Here is a 23,905-nt window from a genome sequence, read left to right on the forward strand (position 1 = left end):
GTACCGGCTGGAGGGCAGCCGGTGCGGCGCGTGCGGCGCGGTCACCACCCCACCCGGCCGGGTCTGCGCGTCCTGCGGTGTCGCCGGGACGGGCGACGCGACCGCGAAGGTGGCGCTGCGGGACCGGACCGCCCGGGTCGTCAGCGTGACCCGGGACCACCTGACGACCATGCCGGAGCCGGAGGTCGCGGTCGTCGTCGCCGACGTGGACGGCGGCGGCCGGCTCAGCGCGTACGCCACCGACGTCGCGCCGCAGGACGTCACCGTGGGCATGCCGATGACGCCGACGTTCCGGCGGCTGTGGACCACCGACGCGATCCACAACTACTTCTGGAAGCTCCGCCCCGGGAAGGACCGCACCGATGGCCAGTAGGCGCATGGCCCACGACGTCGCGATCGTCGCGATGGGCTGCACCCCGTTCCGCGACCACTGGCTCTCCTCGGCCGACGACCTGCTCGTCGACGCCGTGCAGGAGTGCGTCGGCGCCCTGCCGGACGTCACCCTCGACGACGTCGACGCGTTCTGGGTCGGCACCCAGGGCTCGGGCATGTCCGGACAGACCCTGGCCCGGCCGTTGCGGCTGGTCGGCAAGCCGGTCACCCGGGTGGAGAACTACTGCGCCACCGGCTCCGAGGCGTTCCGCAACGCGGCGTTCGCGGTCGCCTCCGGCGCGTACGACATGGTCATGGCGACCGGGGTCGAGAAACTCAAGGACTCCTCGTACTCCGGCCTCTCCGCGGTCTACCCGCCCGCCGACGGCACCGACGTCGACTGGACCGCCCCGGCCGCGTTCTCCCTGCTCGCCCCGGCCTACCAGCAGGCGTACGGGGTGGCCGCGCCGGACCTGCGCCGCGCGCTGACGAAGGTCGCGGTGAAGAACCACGCCAACGGCGCGCGCAACGAACGCGCCCAGTTCCGTAAGCCGGTCTCGGCCGAGGCCGTCGAGCGCGCCCCCCGGGTCGCCGGGCAGCTCGGGGTCCTGGACTGCTCGGGTGTCTCCGACGGCGCGGCGGCGGCCATCCTGGTCCGGGCCGAGGACGCCCACCGGTACACCGACAGGCCGGTGTACCTGCGCGGGATGGGCTTCGTCGCCGGGTCGGGGGCCGGCATGGCGGCCGACGGGTACGACTTCACCACCTTCCCCGAGGTGGTGGCCGCCGCCCGGCAGGCGTACGAGCAGGCCGGGGTCACCGACCCGGCGACGCAGATCTCGCTGGCCGAGGTGCACGACTGTTTCACCCCCACGGAGGTGGTGCTCATGGAGGATCTCGGGTTCTCCGCCCGGGGCCGGGCCTGGCAGGACATCCTCGACGGCCGGTACGACCTGGACGGGGCGTTGCCGGTCAACACCGACGGCGGCCTGAAGTCGTTCGGCCACCCCATCGGCGCGACGGGACTACGGATGATGTTCGAGTGTTTCACCCAGCTCCGTGGGGAGGCCGGTGCACGTCAGGTGCCCGACGCCCGGCTGGCCGTCGCGCAGAACCTGGGCGGGCAGCCCGGTTCCTGCGTCGCGTTCGTCGCGGTCCTGGGGAACCAGCGGTGAGCGGCCGGGTACGCCTCGACGGCCGGGTCGTCATCGTCACCGGCGCCGGCAACGGCATCGGCCGGGCCCACGCCCACAGTCTCGCCGAGCGGGGCGCCCGGGTGGTGGTCAACGACCTCGGCGGCGCGGTCGACGGGTCGGGTACGCCGGGGGCGGCCGACGGGTCCCCGGGGGCGGCCGAGCGGGTCGTCGCGGAGATCCGCGCGGCCGGCGGTACCGCCGTCGCGTCGACCGACTCGGTGGCGACGGTGGACGGGGGTGCCGCCCTGGTGCAGCGGGCCGTCGACGAGTTCGGCCGGCTCGACGCCGTGATCCACAACGCCGGCATCCTGCGGGACCGGACCCTGGCCAAGATGCGCGACGAGGACGTCACCTCGGTGCTCGACGTGCACCTCACCGGCGCGTTCCACGTGCTCCGGCACGCCTGGCCGCACCTGGCCGGGCAGCGCTACGGCCGGATCGTGCTGACCAGTTCGTCGTCCGGACTGTTCGGCAACTTCGGGCAGGCCAACTACGGCGCCGCCAAGGCCGGGCTGATCGGGCTGATGAACGTGCTCGCGTTGGAGGGGGCCCGGTACGGCATCCTGGTCAACGCCATCGCGCCCACCGCGGCGACCCGGATGACGGAGAACCTGCTCGGCGACCTGACCGACCGGTTCGACCCGCGACACGTCGCCGCCGTGGCGACCTTCCTCGCCTCCGAGCAGTGCCAGCTCAACCGGCACATCCTCACCGTGGGCGGCGGGCGGGTCGGGCGGATCTTCCTGGGCGTCACCCCCGGCTGGTACGGCGGGACCGAACCGGCCTCACCCGACGACATCCTCGGCGCGGTCGACGAGATCTGCCGGCTGGACGACTTCGTCGTCCCGGACAGCGGCGCCGACGAGGTCACCCTGATCCAGCGGGTCCTCGGCGGGTCGGGCGGACCCTCCGGCGCAGCCGGACCCGCCGCCTGAGCCGGCCCGGACCACACAGAAAGCGAGTCACCATGCCGGTCAGCGAAGTGCACCACGTGGCCATGACCGTCTCCGACCTGGACCGGGCGGCGGACTTCTACGAGCAGGCGCTCGGGTACCGCCGGACGCTGCGGACCGACGTCGGCGGACCCGGGATCGAGGTGTCGTTGGGGTTGCCCGCCGGCACCACCGGCCGGGTCCAGTACCTCCAGGGCCCGAGCCGGATCGGTCAGCTCGAACTCATCGAGTGGAACGGCACCCCGACCCGGACGGCCACCGGCGGTCACCTGGAACTGGGTACCTTCCTGCTCAGCTTCGCCGTACCGCTCGACGAGATGGACGAGCTGTACCGGCGGATGGTCGAGTTGGGGGCCGAGTGCCTGAGCGCACCGAACCGGGTCCTGCTGGAGAACTACGGGTACATCACCGCCTTCGCCGCCCGGGACCTCGACGGCAACCTGCTGGAGTTCGTGTCGTTGCCGTCCCGGGAGGAGATCCGGGCGCAGCGGCAGGGCGGCGGCGACTGATGGCCGCCAGCAACGTCACCGAGACGCTGCGCCGGCAGGCACGGCAACGCCCCGACCGGGAGGCGCTGGTCGACGGCGACACCCGCTGGACCTACGCCGAACTGGACGCCGACGTGGACCGGCACGCGGCGGCGTTGCGCGACGCCGGCATCACCGCCGACGACCTCGTCGGGGTACTCGGCCGCAACTCCGGCACCTACGTCGTCGAGCTGCTCGCGCTCAGCCGGATCGGGGCCGTCTCGGTGCCGCTGAACTGGCGGCTGCACCCGAACGAACAGACCTACGTCTTCGACCAGGCCGGGATCACCGGCCTGCTCTACGACGACGACTTTGCCGACGACGCCGCCCGGCTCACGGCCGCCACCGGGGTACGGACCGTCGTCGCCAACGGCGAACGGGTCGTCGACGGTGCCGGGCGGCTGACCGACCTGCTCGACGGTCAGCCGCCCGGCGTCCGGGTCGCCGACGCCGAGAAGGGGCCCGGTGACGTCCACCGGTTGCTCTACACCTCGGGTACCACGGCCCGTCCCAAGGGGGTCGTGCACACCTACGGCAACCTCACCGCGAACCACCTGGCTCAGGTGCTGGAACTGGAACTCACCCCGGCCGACCGGATCCTGGTCTCCGCGCCGCTGTTCCACGTCAGCGGACTGGAGGCGCCGGGCCTGGCGACGTTCGTGGCCGGGGCGACGATGGTGCTCACGCCGACGTTCAAGCCGGCCGACATCGCCCGGATCGCGGCCGGGGAACGCATCACCGGCATGGTGCTCGCCGCGCAGATCCTGTTCGGCCTGCTCGACCTGGCCGAGCCACCGGACCTGTCGACGTTGCGCTACCTGCTCTTCGCCGGGGTCGCGCCGGCCGTGCGGCGGGAGGTCAAGCGCCGCCTGCCGCACGTCCGCCTGGTCGACACCTTCGGCATGACCGAGCTGTGCAACGGGGTCTGCTATATGGACGCCGCCCACGAGGAGAGCAAACTGGGCGCGCTCGGGGCGCCGTTCCCCGGGGTGCACATCCGGATCGTCGACGAGACGTTCCAGCCGGTGCCACCCGGCGTCGAGGGGGAGATCGTCGTCCGGGGGGAGAAGGTCTCGCCGGGCTACTGGAACGACGACGAGGCCAACCGGCGTACCCGGCGGGACGGCTGGTTCCTCACCGGTGACGTGGGGCGGATCGACGCCGACGGGTACCTGTGGTTCGTCGACCGCCGGACCGACCTGATCAAGTCCGGTGGGGAGAACGTGGCCAGCGCCGAGGTCGAACGGGTCGTCGCGCAGCACCCCGACGTCGCGGAGGTGGCGGTGATCGGGGTACCCGATCCGCGGTGGGACGAGGTGCCGAAGGCGTTCGTCGTCCTCCGCCCCGGCGCCACCACGACCGGCGAGGACATCCGCGACCACTGCCGGGCCGAACTGGCCCGGTACAAGGTGCCGAAGTACGTGCAGATCGTGGCGTCGTTGCCGCGCAACGACTCCGGCAAGGTGCTGAAGAAGAGCCTGCGCGAGGCGGCGGCGGTGACCGGATGAGCACCGCGAACCTCGCCGCGATGCTGGCCGGCAACGCGCGGCGGTTCGCCGCCGCCGACGCGCTGGTCTTCGAGGAGCGCCGGTGGACCCACCGGCAGCTCGACCACGACGTCAACGCCCTGGCCGCCGGTCTGACGGCCGAGGGGGTACGCCGCGACGACCGGGTGGCGATCGTGGCGAACAACGTGCCGGAGTACCTCCTCCTGTCCCTGGCGCTGGCGAAGCTCGGGGCGGTCTCCGTGCCGCTGAACTACCGGCTCACGCCGGGGGAGCTGGGGCAGTTGCTCGGGCACGCCCGGGTCCGGGCGGTCGCGACCGTACCGGAGTTCGCCGCGCTGACCGACGCCGCACTCACGGCCGCCGCGCCCGATGGGGCCGGACCCGACGGCACCGGGTCGGCCGACGTGCGCCGGTTCGCGCTGGAACCGATCGACGACCGCTGGGTCGACCTGCGGGCCCTCGTCGCCGCCAACCGGGGCGCCCGGGTGCCCGACGCCGAACTCGACGACACGGCCGTGCAACGGATCGTCTACACCTCCGGCACGACCAGCCTGCCCAAGGGGGTGCTGCTCACCCACGGCAACGTCAACATGAACATGCACGCCCAGGTCGTGGAGCTCGGGCTGCGGCCGACCGACCGGATCCTCAACGTCGCGCCGCTCTACCACGTCGGCGGCACCGACCTGCCCGGGTACGGCGTCTGGCACGTCGGCGGGTGCATGGTGCTCCAGCGGCGGTTCGAGCCGGCGGCGGTGCTGCGGGCGATCGAAGCCGAGCGGATCACCGGCATGGTGCTGGCGGCGACGATGCTCGACATGATCCGCCGCGAGGCGGGAGTCGGGGCGGACCTGTCGTCGGTGCGCTGGCTCATCTACTCCCAGGTGACGTCGGCGTTGTTCGCGGTGGCCCGGGAGCTGTTCCCGAACGCCCGGCTGATCGAGGGGTACGGCCTCACCGAGACGTGCAGCGCGTTGACCTACCTGGACGAGGCCCACCAGGAGACCAAGCAGGGCTCGGTCGGGCTCCCGGTGCCCTGGGTCCAGGTCCGGGTGGTCGACTCCGACGGCAGCGACGTGCCGGTCGGCGAGAACGGGGAGGTGGTCGCGCGCGGGCCGAAGGTGAGCCCCGGCTACCTCGACGACCCGGCGGCCACCCGCGCCGCGTTCCGCGACGGCTGGTTCCACACCGGCGACATCGGCTGCCTCGACGCCGACGGCTACCTGTACATCCGGGACCGGCTCAAGGACATGATCCGCAGCGGTGGGGAGAACATCGCCAGCGCCGAGATCGAGAACGTGCTCGCCGACCATCCGCTGGTGCTGGCCGCGTCGGTGGTGGCGGCGCCGCACCCGGTGTGGTTGGAGGTGCCGGTGGCCTTCGTGGTCGGCCGGCCGGGGCTGGAGCCGGAGTCCCTCGTCGCGCACGCCCGGCAGCGGCTCGGCGGGTACAAGGTGCCGAAGGAGATCTACCTGGTGGCCGAGTTCCCGACGAACCCGTCGGGGAAGGTGCTGAAACGGACCCTGCGGGAGCTGCGGCCCACGCTGCGGCCGGACTGGACGTACCGGGCCGTGTCGCGCGACTGACGCCTACCGGCCGGTGTGCGTCGCGTTGCGCAGCAGGGCGAGGGTGTGCACGAGCGAGAAGCGTCGGGTGCCCCGGCCCAGTTCGTCCCAGGGCTTCTTCCAGGTCATCCGGCGGGCGAGGTCCCACGCGGTCGCCCCGTCGTGGGTCAGCTCCCGGACGGCCTGGACCTCGGCCTGGTGGAAGGCCCGGAGCTGCGTGGCCCGGGCGGCGACGTCGGGGTAGGGGAACTGGTGGGCGGGGCAGGCGATGGTGGCACCGAGGTCCCGGATGCGGTCCAGCGAGCGGAACAGGTCGCCGGCCGGGTCGTCCTCGGGGCGGCTCACGATGGCGAGCTGGGTGGGCCCCTCGGCCATCATCGTGTCGCCGGTGAAGACCAGGCCCCGGGTGTCGAAGTAGACCAGGTGCCCGTAGGTGTGCCCGGGGGTGTGCAGGGCGTGGATGGTCACGTCCCCGAAGCGGAACTCGGCGTCGCCGGCCAGGGCGACGTCCAGGCGCAGGCTCTCGTCGTGCGCGGCGACGGCGACGGCGTCGGCGTACATGGCGTCGACGACGTCGGACGGGGCGCCGGTCAGGTCGAGTGCGGTGCGGAGCTGGGTGAGGAACGGCCCCCGGGTGCGGTGCATGGTGGCGAAGTCGTCGGCGCGGCCCATCACGATGCGGGCGCCGGAGACGTCCCGGAGGCGGGCGGCGAAGCCGACGTGGTCGGGGTGGTTGTGGGTGAGCAGGACGGTCGAGACGGCCTCGACCCGGTGGCCGGTGGCGGTCACGGACTGCTGGAACGACGTCCAGCAGCTCGGGTGGTCGTAGCCGGCGTCGACGAGGACGAGACCGTCGCCGGTGTCGATCAGGTAGACGGTGACGTACCGCAGGGCGCTGCCGGAGAGCGGGACGGGGATGGCCCAGACACCGTCGACGACGGGGGCGGGGGCCGGCACCTGGCGGGCCCGGTAGCTGGCGGCGTGTGCGTCGGTCGCAGGTATGGACATCGGTGGACGGCCCCCTTACTGTGGAACGACAACATACCGGATGGTCGGAATTTAATTCAAGGAGTCCGATGAGCGACGAGCGGACCGGGTTTCGGCTCTGGGCGGCTGCGGAACCGGACCTGTGCGCGATCGTGACCGCCGACGACCGGCGGATCTCCTACGGGGAACTGTTCGCCGAGGTGAACCGGATCTCGCACGGACTGCGTACCCGGGCGGGCCTTCAGGTCGGCGACACGGTCGCGGCGGTGCTGACGAACAGCCCAGGGCTGGTCGCGTTGTACCTCGCGGCCATGCAGTCGGGGCTCTACCTGGTGACCCTCAACTACCACCTGACCGAGCCCGAGGTCGCGTACATCCTCGCCGACAGCGGTGCGAAGGTGGTCGTGGGTTCCGGGCGGGTCGAGGACGTGGTGGTGGCCGCCGCCGCAGGCGTACCCGACATCCAGGTCTACCTCGACGGCACGCCCACCACCGGCGCGGCCCGGCCGCTGTCGGCGCTCACCGCCGACATGCCCGCGACGAGCCCGCCGGAGACCCCGGCCGGCTCGCTGATGATGTACACCTCGGGTACCACCGGTCGGCCGAAGGGCGTCAAACGGCCGCTCAGCGGGGTCGACGCGGACACCGGGGCGCTCACCTACACGTGGCTGTTCCGGGAGTTCGGGATGGAACGCTCGGCGTTCGCCGCCTGGCTGGTGTCCGCCCCGATGTACCACTCGGCGAACATCACCCCGGCCATGGGCGCGCTGCACGCCGGCGGCACGATGGTCCTGATGGACGGCTGGACCCCGGAGGGCTTCCTGCGGCGCGTCCAGCAGCAGCGGGTCAGCGGCACCAGCATGGTGCCGACGCACTTCTACCGGCTGCTGCAACTGCCCCCGCAGGTCCGCGACGGCTACGACATCTCCTCGCTGCGCTACGTGCTGCACGGGGCCGCCCCGTGCCCGCGTGACGTCAAGCAACGGATCCTCGACTGGTTCGGTCCGGTGGTCTACGAGTACTACGGCTCGACCGAGGTCGGCACCACCGTCGCGCGTCCCCACGAGTGGCTCGCCCATCCCGGTACGGTCGGGCGCCCGGCCTCCATCTCGACCCTGCGGATCCTCGACGAGCAGGGCAACGAGGTACCCGTCGGGCAGACCGGCATCGTCTACATGCGGCAGGGCGACGACCGGGTCGAGTACCACAACGACCCGGGCAAGACCGACGGCGCCCGCCGCGACGGCCTGATGACCGTCTGGGACGTCGGGCACGTCGACGCCGACGGCTTCCTGTACATCACCGGGCGCGCGGCGGAACTGATCCTGGTCGGCGGGGTGAACGTCTACCCCGCCGAGATCGAGGCGGCGCTGATGGGCCACGACTGGGTGGTCGACGCCGGGGTGGTCGGCGTACCCGATCCGGAGTTCGGCGAGGTACCCCAGGCGCACGTCGTCCTGGCCGACGCGGCGCCCGACCCCGACACGGCCGTCGCCGAGCTGCGCCGCCACCTCGCCGAACGGTTGGCGAAGCCGAAGCTCCCGGCGTCCTACGTGGTACGCGACGCCCTGCCGCGCGATCCGAACGGCAAGCTCTACAAATCCCGGCTCCGACGTTCCGCGGAGATCCCCGGATGAACGACCCGATCGACGACCCGATGGGAGGTGGGCATGGACTTCGATGACAGCGGCAGCGACCTGGCGTTCCGGCAGGAGGTCGGGAGCTGGCTCGACGAGGCGCTGCGGGACGTACCCGACCAGGAGGAGCTGTCGCAGTCCGACCGCGAGCACTGGTCCCGGGTGTGGCAGGACCGGTTGTGCGCCGGCAACTGGGCCGGGCTGTCCTGGCCGGTCGCGCACGGCGGCCGGGGGATGGACGCGCTGGCGCAGGCGATCTTCAACGAGGAGGCCGCCGTACGCGGCGCGCCGTACCCGCTCAACGGGGTCGGCATGATGCTGGCCGGGCCGACGATCATCGCGCACGGTACCGACGAGCAGCAGGCGCGGCACCTGCCCGGGATCCTGCGCGGCACGGAGTACTGGTGCCAGGGGTTCAGCGAGCCCGGCTCCGGCTCCGACCTGGCCAGTCTGCGTACCGCCGCGACCCGGGTCGACGGTGGCTGGCGGATCAACGGCGCCAAGATCTGGACCTCCAACGCGCACAACGCGTCCCGGTGCCTGCTGCTGGCGCGTACCGACCCCGACGCGCCGAAGCACCGGGGTATCACCTACTTCCTCGCGCCGATGGACGGGTTCACGGTCCGGCCACTGGAGATGATCAACGGGGACACCGAGTTCAACGAGATGTTCCTCGACGACGTCTTCGTGCCCGACGCGGACGTGCTCGGCGGGGTCGGCAACGGCTGGACCGTCGCGCTCACCACGCTCGCGTTCGAGCGCGGCAGCATGGCGCTGAACCTGTGGGTGTGGGCCCGCCAGGCGGTGGACCGGGTCGTCGACCTGGCGGTCGCCCGGGGCCTGGCCGACGACAGCGCCTTCGTCGACACGGTCGGGGCGTTGCAGTGCGACGCCGAGGCGGTCCGGATCGGGTCGATGCGGATGCTCGGCGAGAGCCGGGCCGGGGGCGTACCCGGGCCGGAGACGTCGGCGCTGAAGAGCCTGTGGGCCGGGGTGGTGCAGAACGCCAACCGCCTCGCCGTGCAGCTCGACGAGGCCGGCGGGGTACTGCTCGACGGCGACGGCGCCGCCGCCCGGATGCGCCGGTACCTGCGTGCCCGCGCCCACACGATCGAGGGTGGCACGGAGGAAGTCCAGAAGTCGATTCTCGCGGAGCGGGTGCTGAGCCTGCCCCGCTCCCGTTGAGCGGAGTGGCCGGATGCGCGCAACTTTCACCCCGGAACAGCGGGAGATCGCCGACGCCGTGACGTCGCTCGCGGCGGGGGAGAGCAGTTCGGCCCGCGACGCCCTGTCGGACCCGTGGCGGGCCCCCGGGTGCGACGGTCCGCTGCTGCGGGACTTCGGCCTGCTCGGGGTCCCCGAGTCGGCCGGCGGTATCGGGTCGAGCCTGATCGACCTGCTCGTCGCCGTCGAGGCGCTCGGCCGGCGGCTGGTGCCGAGCCGGTTCCCGGCGCACGCGGCGGCCGTGCAGTTGCTCTGCGGCGACGACGCGCGGACCGACCCGCTGCCCGGGGAGGTGCTCGACGGCCGTCGCGTGCTCACCCCGGCGGTCGACGTGCCGGGTACCCCCGGCTGGGCGGACCGGGTGTCACCCGACCCGCTCGTACGGACCCTGGTGCCGTACGCGGCGCAGGCGGACGGGGTCGCCGTGCTGGGGCCGGCGGGGGTCTGGATCGCCGACCCGGCCGGCAGCACGGCACGGCAGTCGTTCGACCCGTCGGTGCCGCTGGCGGACCTCACCCTGTCCCCACCCGAACGGGTCGTACCCGCCGGCGCCGGCGCCCGACGGGCCACCCTGGTGGTGGCCGCCGAACTGTGCGGGGTCGCGCAGGGGGCGATCGACCTCGCCGCCGAGCAGGCGCGTACCCGCCAGCAGTTCGGTCGGGTGATCGGCTCGTTCCAGGGGGTGGCGTTTCCGCTCGCCGAGGCCGTCACGGCGCGTAAGGCCGCGTGGGACCTGACCCTCTACGCCGCCTGGGCGGTCGACAACGGCCGCCCCGACGCGGAGATCCAGGTGCACGCCGCGAAGGCGGCTGCCGGCCGGGCGGCGGTCTTCGCCGCCGAGCGGTGCATCCAGGTGCACGGTGGAATGGGTATCACCATGGAGGCCGACCCGCACCTGTTCCTGCGCCGGGCCTTCGTGCTCGACGCCCGGTCGGGGCGCGGTTCGTGGCACCGCCGGCGTACCGGCGAGTTGCGCATCCAGGCGCGCCGGACGGTCCCGGCCTGACCGGGCAGGGCGACCCGGGGCGCCCTCAGAGGACAGTAACCCCGGGCCTGACCTGCGAACTCTTGCAGGCCACCCAGCAGAGCAGTAACATACCGGCTGGTCGGAATAAACGAGGAGAGGCCGTGAAGTTCGGCATTATGAACCTGTTCCCGGTGGGCGACGGCACATCCGACCACCAGGTGCTCCGCGAGACACTCGACGAGATCCAACTGGCCGACGAGCTCGGGTTCGACTCGATCTGGTTGGCCGAGCACCACTTTTCCAAGTACGGCATCCTCGGCAGCCCGATGAACTTCGGCATGGCCGTCGCCGAGCGGACCAAGCGGATCACCATCGGTACCGCCGTCCTCGTGCTGCCGCTGCACCACCCGCTGCGGCTGGCCGAGGACATCGCCGCTCTCGACGTGCTCAGCGGGGGGCGGGTCTCGATCGGGGTCGGCCGGGGCTACCAGCCCGCCGAGTTCGCCGGCTTCGGCATCCCGCTGGAGGAGTCGAAGATCCGCTACCAGGAGACCCTGGAGATCCTGCGACTGGCCCTGTCCCAGGAGAACTTCTCCTACCACGGCCAGATCTTCCACTACGACAACGTCACGACCTACCCCCGGCCGTACACCCCCGGCGGCCCGCCGATCCTCCAGGGCACCGTCTCGCCGGACAGTTTCCGCGAACGGGGCGCCGTCGGCGAGTCGATCATCACCTCGCCGAACTTCACGCCGTTGGGCATCATGCAGAAGAACTTCAGCCTCTACCGGCAGAGCATGCAGGAGAACGGGTTCGACATCTCCGCCTACGACCTGCCGTTCATGCAGCAGGTCTGGTGCGGGGACAGCGAGGCGGGCCTCCGGGAGGCCGCCCAGGCCGCGATGAACTACTACAAGTCGGTGGGCAAGGTCATCCCCGGCTCGGAGGAGGCCATGGAGAAGGAGCGGGCCTACTACGCGGCGGTGGCCAAGAACATCGAGCTGCTGACCCTGGAGCAGACCCTCACCCACGGTGGGAACTTCGGCTCGGCCCAGCAGGTCATCGAGACCATCGAGATGCTGCGCGAACAGCTCGGCATCAACCACTACATCGGCTGGCTGCGGATCCCGTCGCTGGACCGCCGGACCGCGCTGAAGTCGATGGAGGAGTTCGCCGAGAAGGTCATCCCGCACTTCCGCGCCACCGACCAGCGCACCGGCACCGCGGTCGACACCGGCACCACCGTCGACAGCGGAACCGTCGACGCCCGGGACGACCGGGTGACCGTGCCGGTCGCCGAGGCGGTCGTCGGGTGAGGATCAGCTGCTTCCTGAGCGCCCAGTTCGACCCGTCGGCCTCCGCCGTCGAGGGCATCGACAACGTACTGGCCCAGGCGACCGCCGCCGAGGCGGCCGGCTTCCACGCCGTCTACCTCGGACACCACTTCCTGGCCCGGTCGGCGTTCGTCCAACCGATCCCGCTGGCCGGCCACCTGGCCCACGCCACCTCGCGGGTCCGCATCGGCTTCGCGGTCCTGCTGGCCCCGCTGCTGAACCCGGTGGCGCTCGCCGAGGACCTCGCCTCGCTCGACGTACTCTCCCGAGGGCGGCTCACCGTGGGCATCGGCGCCGGTTACCGCAGGCGGGAGACCACCGCCTTCGGTGTCGCGTGGGAGGACCGGCTGCGGCGGCTGCGCGAGTACGTGCCGACCCTGCGGGCGCTCTGGAACGGCGAGACGGTCGACATCGCCGGCAGCTGGGGCGAGGTGCCGGGAGCGTCCCTGGCGCTGCGCCCGGTACAGCCCGGCGGGCCACCACTGTGGATCGGCGCGTTCGCCGAGCCCGCGATCCGGCGCGCCGCCCGACTGGACGCCCCGTGGCTCGTCGGCCCCAAGGGCAACGACGCGGAACTCGCCCGACTGCTCGGGATCTACCGTGCCGAACTGGCCGAACGTGGCTTCAGCCCGGAGCGGGAGTACCCGATGACCCGGGAGGCGTACCTCGGCGACAGCTTCGCCGCCGCCGTCTCCGGTGTCCGCCCGCACCTGCAACGCCAGTACGCCGGCTACAAGTCGTGGGACGACGCCCAGGCCCTGGACCTCGACCGGTACCTGGCCGAGGACTGCCTGGTCGGGTCGGCGGACGAGATCGTGGCGAAGCTCCGCCGCTGGGAGACCGAACTCGGCATCACCGAGGTCTCCCTGCGGCACCAGTTCGTCGGCGCCTCCCAGGACGAGGCCATGGAGCAGCTCGCCCGCTTCGGCGCGGAGGTCATCCCCCGGGTCGCCACCCCGGCGTCCCCCGCCGAGGTGGCCCGGTGACCGCCGACAACCTCGCCCGGATCCTCGACGGGCGCCGCGCGGACCGCCCCGACCTGCCGGGCCTGTACGGCGAGGACGGCCGATCCTGGACGTTCGACCAGATCGACCTGCTCGCCGGGGGTGTCGCCGCCGCGCTGCGCGCCGAGGGTGTCGGCGCCGGGGACCGGGTCGCGTACTACCTGACCAACGGTCCCGAGATCGTGTTCTTCCTCTTCGGCGCCTGGAAGATCGGCGCGGTGCCGGTGACGGTCAGCAGCCTCTACAACGCCGCCGAACTCGCCGAGTCGGTCGCGAAGACCGACCCGTGTCTGCTGCTCGTCGACGGGCGCCGCCCTGACATGCTCGCCGCCTTCCTCGCCGACGCCCGGGTGCCGGTCCGCTCCGTCGGGGAGCCGGTCGCCGGGATCCCGGCGCTGCCGTGGCAGCGGGAGGTGCGGGTACCGGCGGTCGACGTCGCCCCGGAGGCCGAGGCATGCATCCTGTTCACCGGCGGCACGACCGGGCGCCCGAAGGCGGTCAGCGTCACCCACGGCGGGACCCGTGGGTCGCTCCAGCGGCTCGCCCGGGTCTCCACGGGTACCACCGAGGAGGGCACCGCCGCACCCGACGCCCGACCGAACCTCATCGCCCTGCCGCTGTTCCACAGCGGCGGTCAGCACTCGCTGCTGTTCGCGTTCTTCGTCGGCCGGCCCGCGGTGGTCTGGGAACGCTTCGGCGTCGACCGGCTCGCCGACCTGATGCAGCGGTTCGGCTTCGACAACCTGTTCCTGCTGCCCACGATGGTCTTCGACATCGTCCACGCCGAGCGGGACCTGCCGTTCGACGGGGTCAAGTCGGTCCTGGTGGCCGGGCAGGCGATCGCCTGGCCGGTCCGGCGCGCCTTCGAGCAGCGGTACCACGTGCCCATCCTGGTCAACTACGGCTCGACGGAGGCCGGGCACATCGCCGGCTGGACCAGCCGGGACATGAAGGCCGGCCGCTGGAAGCCGGGCTCCGCCGGCCGGGTCTACCCGGGGGTGGAACTCCAGATCCGCGACGACGCCGGCAACGCGCTGCCGACCGGCGCGGAGGGTGAGGTGGTCGTCCGCTCCGAGCTGACCCGGGGGTACGTCGACGACGCCGAAGCCTCCCGGGAACTGGTCCGGGACGGCTGGGTGCACACCGGCGACATGGGGTACGTCGACGCCGACGGCGTGCTGTTCCTCGTCGGCCGGAAACGCGACATGATCAAGTGCGGTGGGTTCCAGGTGTGGCCCGAGGAGATCGAGGACGAACTGCGCACCCACCCGCTGGTGCACGACGTGCGGGTCCTCGGCCGGCCCGACGAGCGGCTGGGGGAGATCCCGGTGGCGCTGGTCGTGCGGGAGGCCGACGACGCGCTCCCGGACGCCGACCTCGCCGACCGCATCGTCGCGTACGCCCGGGAGCGCCTCGCCCACTTCAAGACGCCCCGCCGGATCGAGTTCGTGCCCGCCCTGGAACGCAGCGCGACCGGGAAGCTCAGCCGCGCAGCGGCACCCCTGCCGGAGGAAGGTGGACCCCGATGAGGTTCGGCATCATGGCGTCGCACCAGTACCCGCACGGTGACGACCTCGGCAGACACCTGCACGACCTGTTCGGCACCGTCGAGCTGGCCGCGGAGCTGGGCTACGACTCGGTGTGGACGATCAACCACTTCCAGTCGAACCTGGCCACCCCGCAGCCGATCTCGATGCTGGCGAGCCTGATCCCGCGCTCCGGCGACATGCTGCTCGGCACCGGCATCCTGCTGCTGCCGATGTTCCACCCGGTGCACATCGCCGAGGAGTTCGCCACCCTGGACCACCTCTCCGGCGGGCGGGTGGTCCTCGGCGTGGGCGCCGGCTACCGGGAGAACGAGTTCGCCGCCTTCGGCGTGGACCCGGAAACCCGGTTCCGCCGGTTCGACGAGAGCCTGCGGCTCATCCGGGCCCTGTGGACCGGGCAGCCGGTGACCCACGAGGGGGAGTTCTACCCGCAGACGGACGCGACGATCGGGGTACGGCCACTGACCCCGGGCGGCCCGCCGATCTGGATCGGTGCCGGCGGGAAGAAGGCGGTCCGCCGGGCGGCCCGGCTCGGTGACGCCTGGTACGCGCCGGGCAACTCCCCGAGCCGCCGGTTCCTGCCCGAGCACCTCGCCGTGTACAACGACGCCCTGGTCGAGTACGGCCGGGACCCGGCGTCGGTGCAGCGACCCGTCGGCGTCGAGCTGTACTGCGCGCCGACCACCGAACAGGCCGTCGAGGAGGCGCTGCCGCACGCCCGGGTCGAGTACGCCACCTACGCCGAGTACCCGGCGCTGCGGTGGCAGCGGGACCGGTTCGACGAACTGGTCCGCAACACGCTGCTGCTGGGCTCGCCGGAGTTCCTCGTCGAGCGGATCTCCGCCCTGCGCGACCTGGGGTTCGACCACCTCATCTTCCGCCCCGGGTGGCTGGGCATGCCGACCGAGAAGCTCCGTGCCTCGCTGCGGCTGTTCGCCACCGAAGTGTTCCCCGCCTTCCGCACCACCTGACCTAAGGAAACGCCGTGAAGAAGACCGAAGCCGAGCTGCTGGAACACCAGTGGGACGTCGAGCACATGGAGGTCGACCCCGAGGTCCTCGCCCGGTACGTCAAGTACGACGTGGACGAGGAGCGGTCCGTCGCGACCATCACCTTCGACCGTCCCGAGCGGCTGAACGCCATCCCGGTGGCCGCGTTCGAACGGGTCGGTGACCTGGTCCGGGAGGCCGAGACCGACGACCGGGTCAAGGTCATCGTGTTCAAGGGGGAGGGCGACCACTTCGGTACCGGCGCCGACGCCGCCGAACTCGGCCACTACATCGGCTACAAGACCGGTACGGACAGGGCGTCCCGGCGTCGGCCGGCGCAACGGCAGCGCATCCTGCCCGACCGCAACGTGCTCAGCTCCGGCTTCACCCGCCCGATCATCGAGTCGCTCAAGGCGACCATCTGCCAGGTGCAGGGCTACTGCTACGGCGGCCACTTCCAGATCGCGCTCTCGGCCGACATCGTCATCGCCACCCCGGACGCCCGGTTCACCCACCCGGCGTTCCGCTACCTCGGCCCGGCACCGCAGGACATGTACCACTGGATCGAGAAGGTCGGCCTGACCACCATGAAGGACGTCATGCTGACCATGCGGGCCATCGGTGCCGAGGAGGGCGAGCGCAAGGGGCTGGTCACCAAGGTCGTCGAGCGCGACGAACTGCAACAGTGGGTCGACGACTACGCCGACGCGATCGCCGTCATGCCGCTGGACTCGCTGATGATGGGCAAGTCGATGATGCAGGTGGTCATGGAGGCCCGGGGCAAGGGCCTGGGGGCGATGACCGGGTGGGTCGGGCACGGCTGGGCCACCAACGTCAGCTTCGAGGAGGGCGACTGGAACTTCCTCAAGGAGCGCCGCGAGAAGGGCATCGGGCAGGCCCTGGCCGACCGGGACCGGCTCGTCGCGCCCTACTTCCGGCTCAGCGACACCCGCTCCCGCGAGAAGTAGGCGCGCCGGTGAGGTTCGGCATCCTGCTCGACCACCAGTACGCCCCCGGTGACGACCTGCGGCGGCGGATCGACGAGACCGTCGAGTACGTCCAGCACATCCGGGACCTGGGCTACGACTCGGTGTTCGGCATCCACCACTACCTGTCGTCGCTGAGTACGCCCCAGCCGCTGCCGCTGCTGAGCCGGCTCGTCGACCACTCCGGGACCATGCAACTGGGTACCGGCATCCTGATCCTGCCGCTGGGTCACCCGGTGCACTGGGCCGAGGAGATCGCGACGATCGACCAGATGTCCGGTGGCCGGTTCGTGCTGGGGATCGGTTCGGGTTACCGCGACGTCGAGTTCGCGTCGTTCGGTGTCGACCGGCGTACCCGGGTGTCCCGGATGACCGAGGCCCTCGCGGTGATGCAGCAGCTCTGGACCGGGGAGCCGGTGCACCACGAGGGCCGGCACTTCCGGCTCGACGGGGTACGGTGCAGCGTCCTGCCCGTGCAGCGGCCCCACCCGCCGGTCTGGGTCGGCGCCAACGGGCCGGCCGGGATCGCCCGGATCGCCCGGCAGGGACTGCCGTGGCTGGCCCCGTCGAACGTCCGGCGCAACTGGGCCGTCGGCAACCTGGCGGACTACCGGGAGCAGCGCAAGGCGGCCGGCTTCGACGAGCAGGACGCGGTGTTCCCGATCCACCGGGACCTGTGCGTGGCGGACTCGTTCGACGCCGCGTACGCGATGGCCGGTGACGCGGTACGCCGCTCGTACGGCGAGTACGTCCAGTACGGCATGGACTTCTTCGAGTCGCAGTGGGACGCCATCAAGGAGAAGGCGCTCTTCTTCGGCTCGCCCGACGACATCACCGCGAAGATCCGGGACTTCGCCGACGCCGGCTACAACCACTTCGTCTTCCGGGCCCAGTGGCTCGGGCTGCCGATCGAACGGTCGATCGAGATCGTCGAGCGGTTCGCGCGCGAGGTCATGCCGAGGTTCCGGCCATGAGGATCGGACACCTGATCGTTCCCGCCGACGACCTGGACGCCCAACTGGCGTTCTACACCGGGCTCGGGCTGACCGTGGCGTTCCGCGACGGCGACCGGTACGCCGCCGTCACCGACGGTGCGGTCACCATCGGCCTCGCCGACGCCTCCCAGCAACCTGTCGCCGGCCGCACCCTGCTCAGCGTGCAGGTCGACGACCTGGACGACTGCGTCGCGCGGCTGGTGGCGGCCGGCGCCACCGCCGGGGAACCGGTGGTCGGGCCGCACGAGCGGCGGACGGTGGTCGTCGACCCGTGTGGCAACCCGCTGGTCGTCTACGAGCGGCTGGCCAGAAAGGACAACCCATGACCATCAGCGACGCACTCCGGGGCCGGACCATCGCCGTGCTCGGCGGAACGGGCCCGCAGGGCCGGGGACTCGCCCGCCGCTTCGCCGCCGCCGGACTCGACGTCTTCCTCGGCTCCCGGTCCGCCGAACGTGCGGTGGAGACGGCCGGGTCGCTGCCCGGCCGGGTCCGGGGCGCGTCGAACGCCGACGCCGCCACGGCCGGGGACGTCGTCGTGGTCGCCGTCCCGTGGGACGGTCACGCCGAACTGCTCACCGACCTCGCCCCGGTACTGGCCGGGAAGATCGTGGTCGACTGTGTGAACCCGCTGGGCTTCGACAAGCAGGGGGCGTACGCCCTCAGCGTCGCGGAGGGCTCGGCGGCCCAACAGGCGGCGGGCATCCTGACCGGGTCGACGGTGGTCGCCGCGTTCCACCACGTCTCGGCCGTGATCCTGGAGGACCCGCAGCTCGACACGGTCGACACCGACGTGCTCGTCCTCGGCGACGACCGCGCGGCCACCGACCTCGTCCAGGACCTCGCCGCAGCCATTCCCGGCGTCCGGGGCGTCTACGGTGGTCGACTGCGCAACGCGCACCAGGTCGAGGCGTTCACCGCCAACCTGATCTCGATGAACCGACGCTACAAGGCCCACGCGGGCGTGCGCGTCACCGACGTGTGACCCGGCCCGAGGCAGAAGGAGTACCCAGGATGGAGTTGGCCCGTACCACCGCCGTCGTCACCGGCGCCGCGTCCGGCCTCGGCGCGGCCACGGCCGCCGCGCTGGCCGCCCGGGGAGCCACCGTCCACGGCTTCGACCTGCCGTCGGCCGTCGACGCGGCCCCCGCCCCGCCGGCCGGGGTCGAGTACGTCGGTGTCGACGTCACCGACCCGGGTGCGGTCCGGGCGGCGGTCGCCCGGGCGGCGGGCGGCGCCGACCCGCTGCGGACGGTGGTCAACTGTGCCGGCATCGCACCGTCGCAGCGGATCCTCGGCCGGCGGGGCGTGCACGACCTCGACCTGTACGCCCGGGTCCTCCAGGTCAACCTGGTCGGCACCTTCACCGTCATGACGCTCGCCGCCGAACGGATCGCGGAGACGGAGCCGGACCGTCACGGCCAGCGGGGCGTGATCGTGAACACCGCCTCCGTCGCCGCCTACGAGGGTCAGGTCGGCCAGGCGGCGTACGCGTCGTCGAAGGGCGGGGTGGTCGCCCTCACCCTGCCCGCCGCCCGGGATCTCGCCCCGCACGGCATCCGGCTCATGACGATCGCGCCGGGCATCATGCTCACGCCGATGATGCAGACCGTCTCCGAGGAGTACCGGGCCGGTCTGGCCGCCGGGGTGCCGTTCCCCAGCCGCTTCGGCGACACCGGTGAGTACGCCGACCTCGTCCTGTCGATCGTCGGCAACGACTACCTCAACGGCGAGGTGATCCGCCTCGACGGCGCGCTGCGGATGCCGCCGCGCTGACGACTCCCGCGTCGGCTCAGTGTCGTCGGGTGGTTCCCTGTCGAGCTGCTGGCGTAGCCGGAGCGGGACATCGGGCCCGACATCACCGCACGCGTGAACGGAGCAGCTCGACAGGGGCCGGTCAGGGGGCGACGTGGGTCAGCGCCCAGTTGATCATCGTGAGGAAGCTGTACGGGGCGGTGTAGTGGAGGTTCAGGTCGTGCCCGGTCTGCGGGACCACGACCAGGTCGAAATCGGCGGCGTTGGGGTAGAACGACGACTCGCTCTGCTGTACCGCAGCCAGGTTGTCGCAGTCGTAGGCGTCCGTCGCGCAGTACAGGACGTCCTGCTGCCCGAAGATGCTCAGCACCGGCACGGTGATGTCCTTGGTGACGGAGTCCTGCAACGGCTGGCTGAACAGGCCGAGACCACTGACCAGCACCCCGACGGTGTAGGTGTCCCGGGTGTCGTAGTCGACCTGCCTGACCTGTGCGCTGCTGGTCGGGCCGTGGTACATGACCGCGTCCCGGTCCAGCTTCGAAATGGACAGGTAGCCGTCGTCGAGGTTGAGCGGGGCGAACTTCGGGTCCAACGACGCCGGGAACGCAGCGATCCCGCCCGCGTTGGTGTTGCTGACCGTGTGCGCGCCGCCGGTGGCGATGAAGCCGTCGACGTCACCGTAGGTGGAGATCTCCTGCCAACCGGTGGCCGTGCCCATCGAGTGACCGACCCAGATCACCTTCCGGAAGGCGATCGGGCCGAGGGCGCCGGCGCGCAGTTTGGTGATCACCTGGTGCAGGGCGGTGGCCGAGGTGGCCATGGTGACCTGGCTGCTGTGCGGGCGGGAGCTCTCGCCGGTACCGACGATGTCCACGTTGAACGTGGCGTACCCGGCGGCGTTGGCGTACTGCCGGTAGGAGTAGAGGTAGGGCTGGTAGGGGAAGTCCCAGTAGGTCCGGTTGTACGAGCCGCCGTGCACCAGGAGCTGCACGGTCTTCGGGGTACCGAACGCCGGCAGGCACAGCTCGCCGACAAGGGTCTGGTCGACCGGCCCGCCGTCGGTGAGCGACACCGGCACGCTGTACTCGGTGCAGGTGCCGGGAGAGAACGAGGCCGACGCCGGGGTCGGGGCGACCAGCAGGCTGGCGGCGACGGTCGCCGCGACTGCTGCTGCCATCGGGAGCCGACCCCGCCGGCCGAGAATTGTGGATATTCGCATCTTCCTGCCTCCGCGCTGTTCCTGCCTCGTCTGCAACATGACTTGGTGGCGGTTGTCCTGTTTGCTTCGACTTCCGCCCCGACGGAATCCCAGGGTGTGTCGAGCACAGTGTCAGGAAGGGTGCGTCCGAATGTGTGGGCCCAGGGGCCCCAAGTTGCTTCTCCGCTGTCGCCCTGTCTTGTTACGTAACGTTATTGCGCCATTTTCTCTCCGCATGCCGACAGTTTTGGGCCCGCAGACCCAGGGTGTTTCCGCCGGATCTGCTGAACACTGCGTACCGGCAGTTCCCAGGGAACAATCCGGCCCTCATCGTGCGGAGGCGCAAATGCAACGATCATCCCTGCCTGGCCGAACCCGACTGGCGATGTTGGCTGCGGCCGTGGTGGTACTCGCCACCGGCCTGGTGGCCAGCCCGGGGCCGGCGTCGGCGTCCGGCCCGCAGTGCACCGAGCACACCGTGTCGGTGTCGCTCACCGACGGCGGAGCGGTCGACCAGACCATCGTCGGTGACCTGTGCCTGCCGGCGACCGGCACCCCGGAGACCGTTCAGCTCCTGGTGCACGGCGGCACCTACGGGCGGGCCTACTGGGACTTCCCCTACCAGCCCTACCTCTACTCCTACCGGCAGTACGCGAACACCGCCGGGTACGCCACGTTCAACGTGGACCTGCCCGGGGTCGGTGAGAGCTCCCACCCGAACAGCAGCCTGGTGGACGTCTTCTCGTCCGCGACGGCCCTGCACCAGGTGATCACCAAACTGCGGGCCGGCACCATCGGCCCGGTCGCGTTCGACAAGGTGGTCTACGTCGGACACTCGCTCGGCGTCGCCACCGGCTGGGCGGTGGCGTCGACGTACGGCGGCATCGACGGGTTCATCGCCACCGGTGCGGCCCGCGCGCTCAGCACGACCGGCAGCGCCCCGCTCATCGCCGACGTGATCCCGGCGGCGCAGGACCCGAAGTTCGCCCCGCTCAACCTGGACAGCGGCTACCTGGCCCTGCCACCGGCGACCCGGGCCCAGGCGTTCTACCACCCGACGACGAGTGACCCGCAGGTCGTCGCCGTGGACAACAACACCCGCGAGCCGATGACCGCGAACACGCAGATCAGCGGGATCGGCGTGTTCCTCCAGCCGGTGCAGACCGCGGTGACGCTGGACATCACCGTCCCGGTGCTCAGCGTGTTCGGTGGTCGGGACGCGCTGTTCTGCGCGGCCGACGCGTACGACTGCACCAACTACACCGCGATCAAGCAGGCCGAGGCGCCGTACTACGCCAACGCCGCCAGCTTCGACCTGGTGATCGTGCCGGAGACCGGGCACGACCTGAACACCCACTACACCGCCCCGTACACCTTCCTGACCATGCTGGCCTGGGCGGCCACCCACGTCGCGCCGTGACCGGCCCGCCCGGACCACCGACGCCCGGCCCCGCTGCGACGCGGGGCCGGGCGTCGGCCGTCACCCCTCGGCGACCGGGCCGGACGGATCGTCCACGGCCGCGAGGGCCCGCAGCGGTACGGGCTTGACCGGGGCCTGCGCGGTGAAGGCGCCGACCTGTTCCGGGGTACGCCCGGTCTCCTCGGCGACGAGCTGGCAGAGCCCCGGCTGGCAGGACCGGCCCTGGCACGGTCCCATGCCGGCGCGGGTCACCAGCTTGACGGCGTTGGCGGTGTGCAGGTGCGGGTGGTCCCGCAGCGCCTGCCGGACGTCCCCGGCGCGGACCTCCTCACAGCGGCAGATCACCGTGTCCTCGGTGACCAGGCCGGCCAGGGCCGCCCGGTTCGGCGCGAACCGGTCGAGCAGGTGGCGGACGAACCGGCGCTGCCGGCGCAGTTCCCGCCGGACCGGGCGGGCCAGCGCGTCGGCCCGCCCGGCGTCGAGCAGCCCCAGGTCGAGCAGGACACCCAGGGCGGCCAGCCGCCCCTCGACGGCGGCCTGTTCGGCGCCGGCCACCCCGGTCACCTCACCGGCCACCGCGATACCGCGCACCGACGTACGGAGCCAGCCGTCGTGCCGGACCACCCAGCCACCGGCGGGGGAGTCCCAGTCGACCGCGCAGCCGGCCTGCCGGGCCAGTTCGACGGAGGCGACGAAACCGTACCCGAGGGCGAGCGTGTCGCAGGGCAGTTCCCGGTCGGTACCGGGCAACGGCCGGCCGGTCCGGTCGACGGCGGCCAGGGTCACCGAGGCCAGGTCGGGATCGCCGTCGGCGCGGCGGACCACGGTGCCGAAACGGACCGGTACCCGGGCCCGGCGCAGTACCCGCAGCGCGGCGAGCCCCTCGGCGAGCTTGCCCCGGCCGGCGACTGCGGCGGCCAGCCCGGCCGGGCCGACGACCAGGTCCCGGCGGTGCGGCAGGAGGGCGACCTCGACCACCCGGGCACCGGCCCGGACCAGTTGGGCGGCGACCACCAGCAGCAGCGGATGGCCACCGGCCAGGACGAACCGGTTGCCCGGCAGTAGCCCCTGCGCCTTCACGAACGCCTGCACACCGCCGGCGGTGAGCACGCCCGGCAGGGTCCACCCGGGGAACGGCACCGGCAGGTCGTAGGCGCCGGCGGTGAGCAGGACCGCCCGGGGTTCGAGCAGTTCGACCCCGGTCGGCCCGTACGTGGCCACCCGGTGCCGCCCCGGCGTCGGGGAACCCCCGACGAACCCGTCCAGCCCGGCCCGCGCCCCGAGGACGCCCCACACGGTGGTGTCGTTGCGCCATCGGACGCCCGGCGTGCCGGTGGCCTCGGCCAGCAGGGCCGCCCCGGCGGCGGGCGGGCCGGCCAGCGGCTCGAAACCGGCGGGCGGGCGCCGGTAGATCTGCCCACCCGGTCGTTCCTGCTCGTCCACCACGGTGACCGTGGCCCCGTACCGGCCCAGGGTGGCGACGGCGGCCAGGCCGGCGGGTCCGGCCCCGACGACCACCACGTCGGGTGCGCTCACCGGGGCACCCCGGTCCGTACCCGCATCCCCGCCCGGGTCCGGGTCAGGCAGGCCCGCTGGTAGGGCTGGTCGTCGATGGTGACCACGCACTCGAAGCAGACGCCCATGTTGCAGTAGGGCGCCCGCCGGGCCCCACCGGGGGTGACCCGGACGGCCCGCTGTCCGGCGGCGAGGAGCGCGGTGGCCAGGGACTCGCCCGGGTACGTGA

Annotated in this window: 23 protein-coding genes; 19 read left to right on the top strand and 4 right to left on the bottom strand. The window is 72.0% G+C overall.

Translation table 11 applies throughout. The features are described 5' to 3' along the window. The 6 genes from GSF22_RS11195 to GSF22_RS11220 all read left to right on the top strand — a co-directional run. Positions 1-373, top strand: a 373-nt coding sequence (locus tag GSF22_RS11195) for a Zn-ribbon domain-containing OB-fold protein (RefSeq protein ID WP_244367080.1), incomplete at its 5' end; no start/stop codon positions are given. Continuing rightward, positions 363-1,547, top strand: coding sequence for an acetyl-CoA acetyltransferase (locus GSF22_RS11200; protein WP_208813458.1), 1,185 nt, complete (start codon positions 363-365; stop codon positions 1,545-1,547). The genes GSF22_RS11195 and GSF22_RS11200, both read left to right, overlap by 11 nt. Next, positions 1,544-2,503, top strand: coding sequence for an SDR family NAD(P)-dependent oxidoreductase (locus tag GSF22_RS11205; protein ID WP_208813459.1), 960 nt, complete (start codon positions 1,544-1,546; stop codon positions 2,501-2,503). The genes GSF22_RS11200 and GSF22_RS11205 overlap by 4 nt, the downstream gene beginning before the upstream one ends. A gap of 32 nt (positions 2,504-2,535) precedes the next feature. Continuing rightward, positions 2,536-3,030 carry a VOC family protein gene (locus GSF22_RS11210; RefSeq protein WP_208813460.1) on the top strand — a complete coding sequence of 165 codons (495 nt, stop codon included), beginning with the start codon at positions 2,536-2,538 and terminating at the stop codon, positions 3,028-3,030. Continuing rightward, complete coding sequence (locus GSF22_RS11215; protein ID WP_208813461.1) at positions 3,030-4,556, top strand: class I adenylate-forming enzyme family protein; 1,527 nt, start codon at positions 3,030-3,032, stop codon at positions 4,554-4,556. The genes GSF22_RS11210 and GSF22_RS11215 overlap by 1 nt, the downstream gene beginning before the upstream one ends. Then, the gene (locus GSF22_RS11220; RefSeq protein WP_208813462.1) at positions 4,553-6,139 is read left to right on the top strand and encodes a class I adenylate-forming enzyme family protein; all 1,587 of its coding nucleotides are present in this window, start codon (positions 4,553-4,555) and stop codon (positions 6,137-6,139) included. Before GSF22_RS11215 ends, GSF22_RS11220 begins: the two co-directional genes overlap by 4 nt. A gap of 3 nt (positions 6,140-6,142) precedes the next feature. On the opposite strand, the gene GSF22_RS11225 is transcribed toward GSF22_RS11220, so the two are convergent. Beyond that, entirely contained in the window at positions 6,143-7,126 is a 984-nt protein-coding gene (locus GSF22_RS11225) for an MBL fold metallo-hydrolase (protein WP_208813463.1), read from the bottom strand. Positions 7,127-7,194: 68 nt separating this feature from the next. Between GSF22_RS11225 and GSF22_RS11230 the strand changes: the two genes are divergently transcribed. The 12 genes from GSF22_RS11230 (at position 7,195) to GSF22_RS11285 (ending at position 19,564) form a co-directional block, all read left to right on the top strand. Beyond that, complete coding sequence (locus tag GSF22_RS11230; protein ID WP_208813464.1) at positions 7,195-8,742, top strand: AMP-binding protein; 1,548 nt, start codon at positions 7,195-7,197, stop codon at positions 8,740-8,742. Between the two features lie 33 nt (positions 8,743-8,775). Then, positions 8,776-9,927 carry an acyl-CoA dehydrogenase family protein gene (locus GSF22_RS11235; RefSeq protein ID WP_208813465.1) on the top strand — a complete coding sequence of 384 codons (1,152 nt, stop codon included), beginning with the start codon at positions 8,776-8,778 and terminating at the stop codon, positions 9,925-9,927. Positions 9,928-9,940: 13 nt separating this feature from the next. Then, positions 9,941-10,972 carry an acyl-CoA dehydrogenase gene (locus tag GSF22_RS11240; protein ID WP_208813466.1) on the top strand — a complete coding sequence of 344 codons (1,032 nt, stop codon included), beginning with the start codon at positions 9,941-9,943 and terminating at the stop codon, positions 10,970-10,972. 122 nt (positions 10,973-11,094) lie between these two features. Then, positions 11,095-12,249 carry an LLM class flavin-dependent oxidoreductase gene (locus tag GSF22_RS11245; RefSeq protein ID WP_208813467.1) on the top strand — a complete coding sequence of 385 codons (1,155 nt, stop codon included), beginning with the start codon at positions 11,095-11,097 and terminating at the stop codon, positions 12,247-12,249. Next, positions 12,246-13,253, top strand: a complete 1,008-nt coding sequence (locus tag GSF22_RS11250; RefSeq protein ID WP_208813468.1) for an LLM class flavin-dependent oxidoreductase — start codon at positions 12,246-12,248, stop codon at positions 13,251-13,253. The genes GSF22_RS11245 and GSF22_RS11250 overlap by 4 nt, the downstream gene beginning before the upstream one ends. Further along, positions 13,250-14,800, top strand: coding sequence for a class I adenylate-forming enzyme family protein (locus GSF22_RS11255; RefSeq protein WP_208813469.1), 1,551 nt, complete (start codon positions 13,250-13,252; stop codon positions 14,798-14,800). Before GSF22_RS11250 ends, GSF22_RS11255 begins: the two co-directional genes overlap by 4 nt. After that, a complete protein-coding gene (locus GSF22_RS11260) occupies positions 14,797-15,789 on the top strand; it encodes an LLM class flavin-dependent oxidoreductase (protein ID WP_208813470.1) in 993 nt (330 codons plus the stop codon). The genes GSF22_RS11255 and GSF22_RS11260 overlap by 4 nt, the downstream gene beginning before the upstream one ends. Before the next feature lie 14 nt (positions 15,790-15,803). Further along, positions 15,804-16,775: an enoyl-CoA hydratase/isomerase family protein gene (locus GSF22_RS11265; RefSeq protein WP_208813471.1), complete on the top strand. Its 972-nt coding sequence runs from the start codon at positions 15,804-15,806 to the stop codon at positions 16,773-16,775. An 8-nt stretch (positions 16,776-16,783) separates the two neighbouring features. After that, positions 16,784-17,767 carry an LLM class flavin-dependent oxidoreductase gene (locus tag GSF22_RS11270; RefSeq protein ID WP_208813472.1) on the top strand — a complete coding sequence of 328 codons (984 nt, stop codon included), beginning with the start codon at positions 16,784-16,786 and terminating at the stop codon, positions 17,765-17,767. Further along, a complete protein-coding gene (locus tag GSF22_RS11275; protein WP_208813473.1) occupies positions 17,764-18,114 on the top strand; it encodes a VOC family protein in 351 nt (116 codons plus the stop codon). The genes GSF22_RS11270 and GSF22_RS11275 overlap by 4 nt, the downstream gene beginning before the upstream one ends. Further along, complete coding sequence (npdG, locus tag GSF22_RS11280) at positions 18,111-18,773, top strand: NADPH-dependent F420 reductase (protein WP_208813474.1); 663 nt, start codon at positions 18,111-18,113, stop codon at positions 18,771-18,773. Before GSF22_RS11275 ends, npdG begins: the two co-directional genes overlap by 4 nt. 29 nt (positions 18,774-18,802) lie before the next feature. Next, positions 18,803-19,564, top strand: a complete 762-nt coding sequence (locus GSF22_RS11285; RefSeq protein ID WP_208813475.1) for an SDR family NAD(P)-dependent oxidoreductase — start codon at positions 18,803-18,805, stop codon at positions 19,562-19,564. 121 nt (positions 19,565-19,685) lie between these two features. Here the strand turns inward: GSF22_RS11285 and GSF22_RS11290 are convergent, their stop codons facing one another. After that, on the bottom strand, positions 19,686-20,720 hold the full coding sequence (locus tag GSF22_RS11290) for an alpha/beta hydrolase (RefSeq protein WP_208813476.1): 1,035 nt from the start codon (positions 20,718-20,720) through the stop codon (positions 19,686-19,688). A 406-nt stretch (positions 20,721-21,126) separates the two neighbouring features. Between GSF22_RS11290 and GSF22_RS11295 the strand changes: the two genes are divergently transcribed. After that, positions 21,127-22,161, top strand: a complete 1,035-nt coding sequence (locus GSF22_RS11295) for an alpha/beta hydrolase (protein WP_208813477.1) — start codon at positions 21,127-21,129, stop codon at positions 22,159-22,161. Between the two features lie 60 nt (positions 22,162-22,221). On the opposite strand, the gene GSF22_RS11300 is transcribed toward GSF22_RS11295, so the two are convergent. Both GSF22_RS11300 and GSF22_RS11305 read right to left on the bottom strand, forming a co-directional pair. Then, on the bottom strand, positions 22,222-23,697 hold the full coding sequence (locus tag GSF22_RS11300; RefSeq protein ID WP_208813478.1) for an NAD(P)/FAD-dependent oxidoreductase: 1,476 nt from the start codon (positions 23,695-23,697) through the stop codon (positions 22,222-22,224). Then, on the bottom strand, positions 23,694-23,905 hold a 212-nt coding region (locus GSF22_RS11305), incomplete at its 5' end, for a (2Fe-2S)-binding protein (protein WP_208813479.1). The genes GSF22_RS11300 and GSF22_RS11305, both read right to left, overlap by 4 nt.

This window comes from Micromonospora echinofusca, assembly GCF_017614955.1.
GTDB classification, from domain to species: domain Bacteria; phylum Actinomycetota; class Actinomycetes; order Mycobacteriales; family Micromonosporaceae; genus Micromonospora; species Micromonospora echinofusca_A.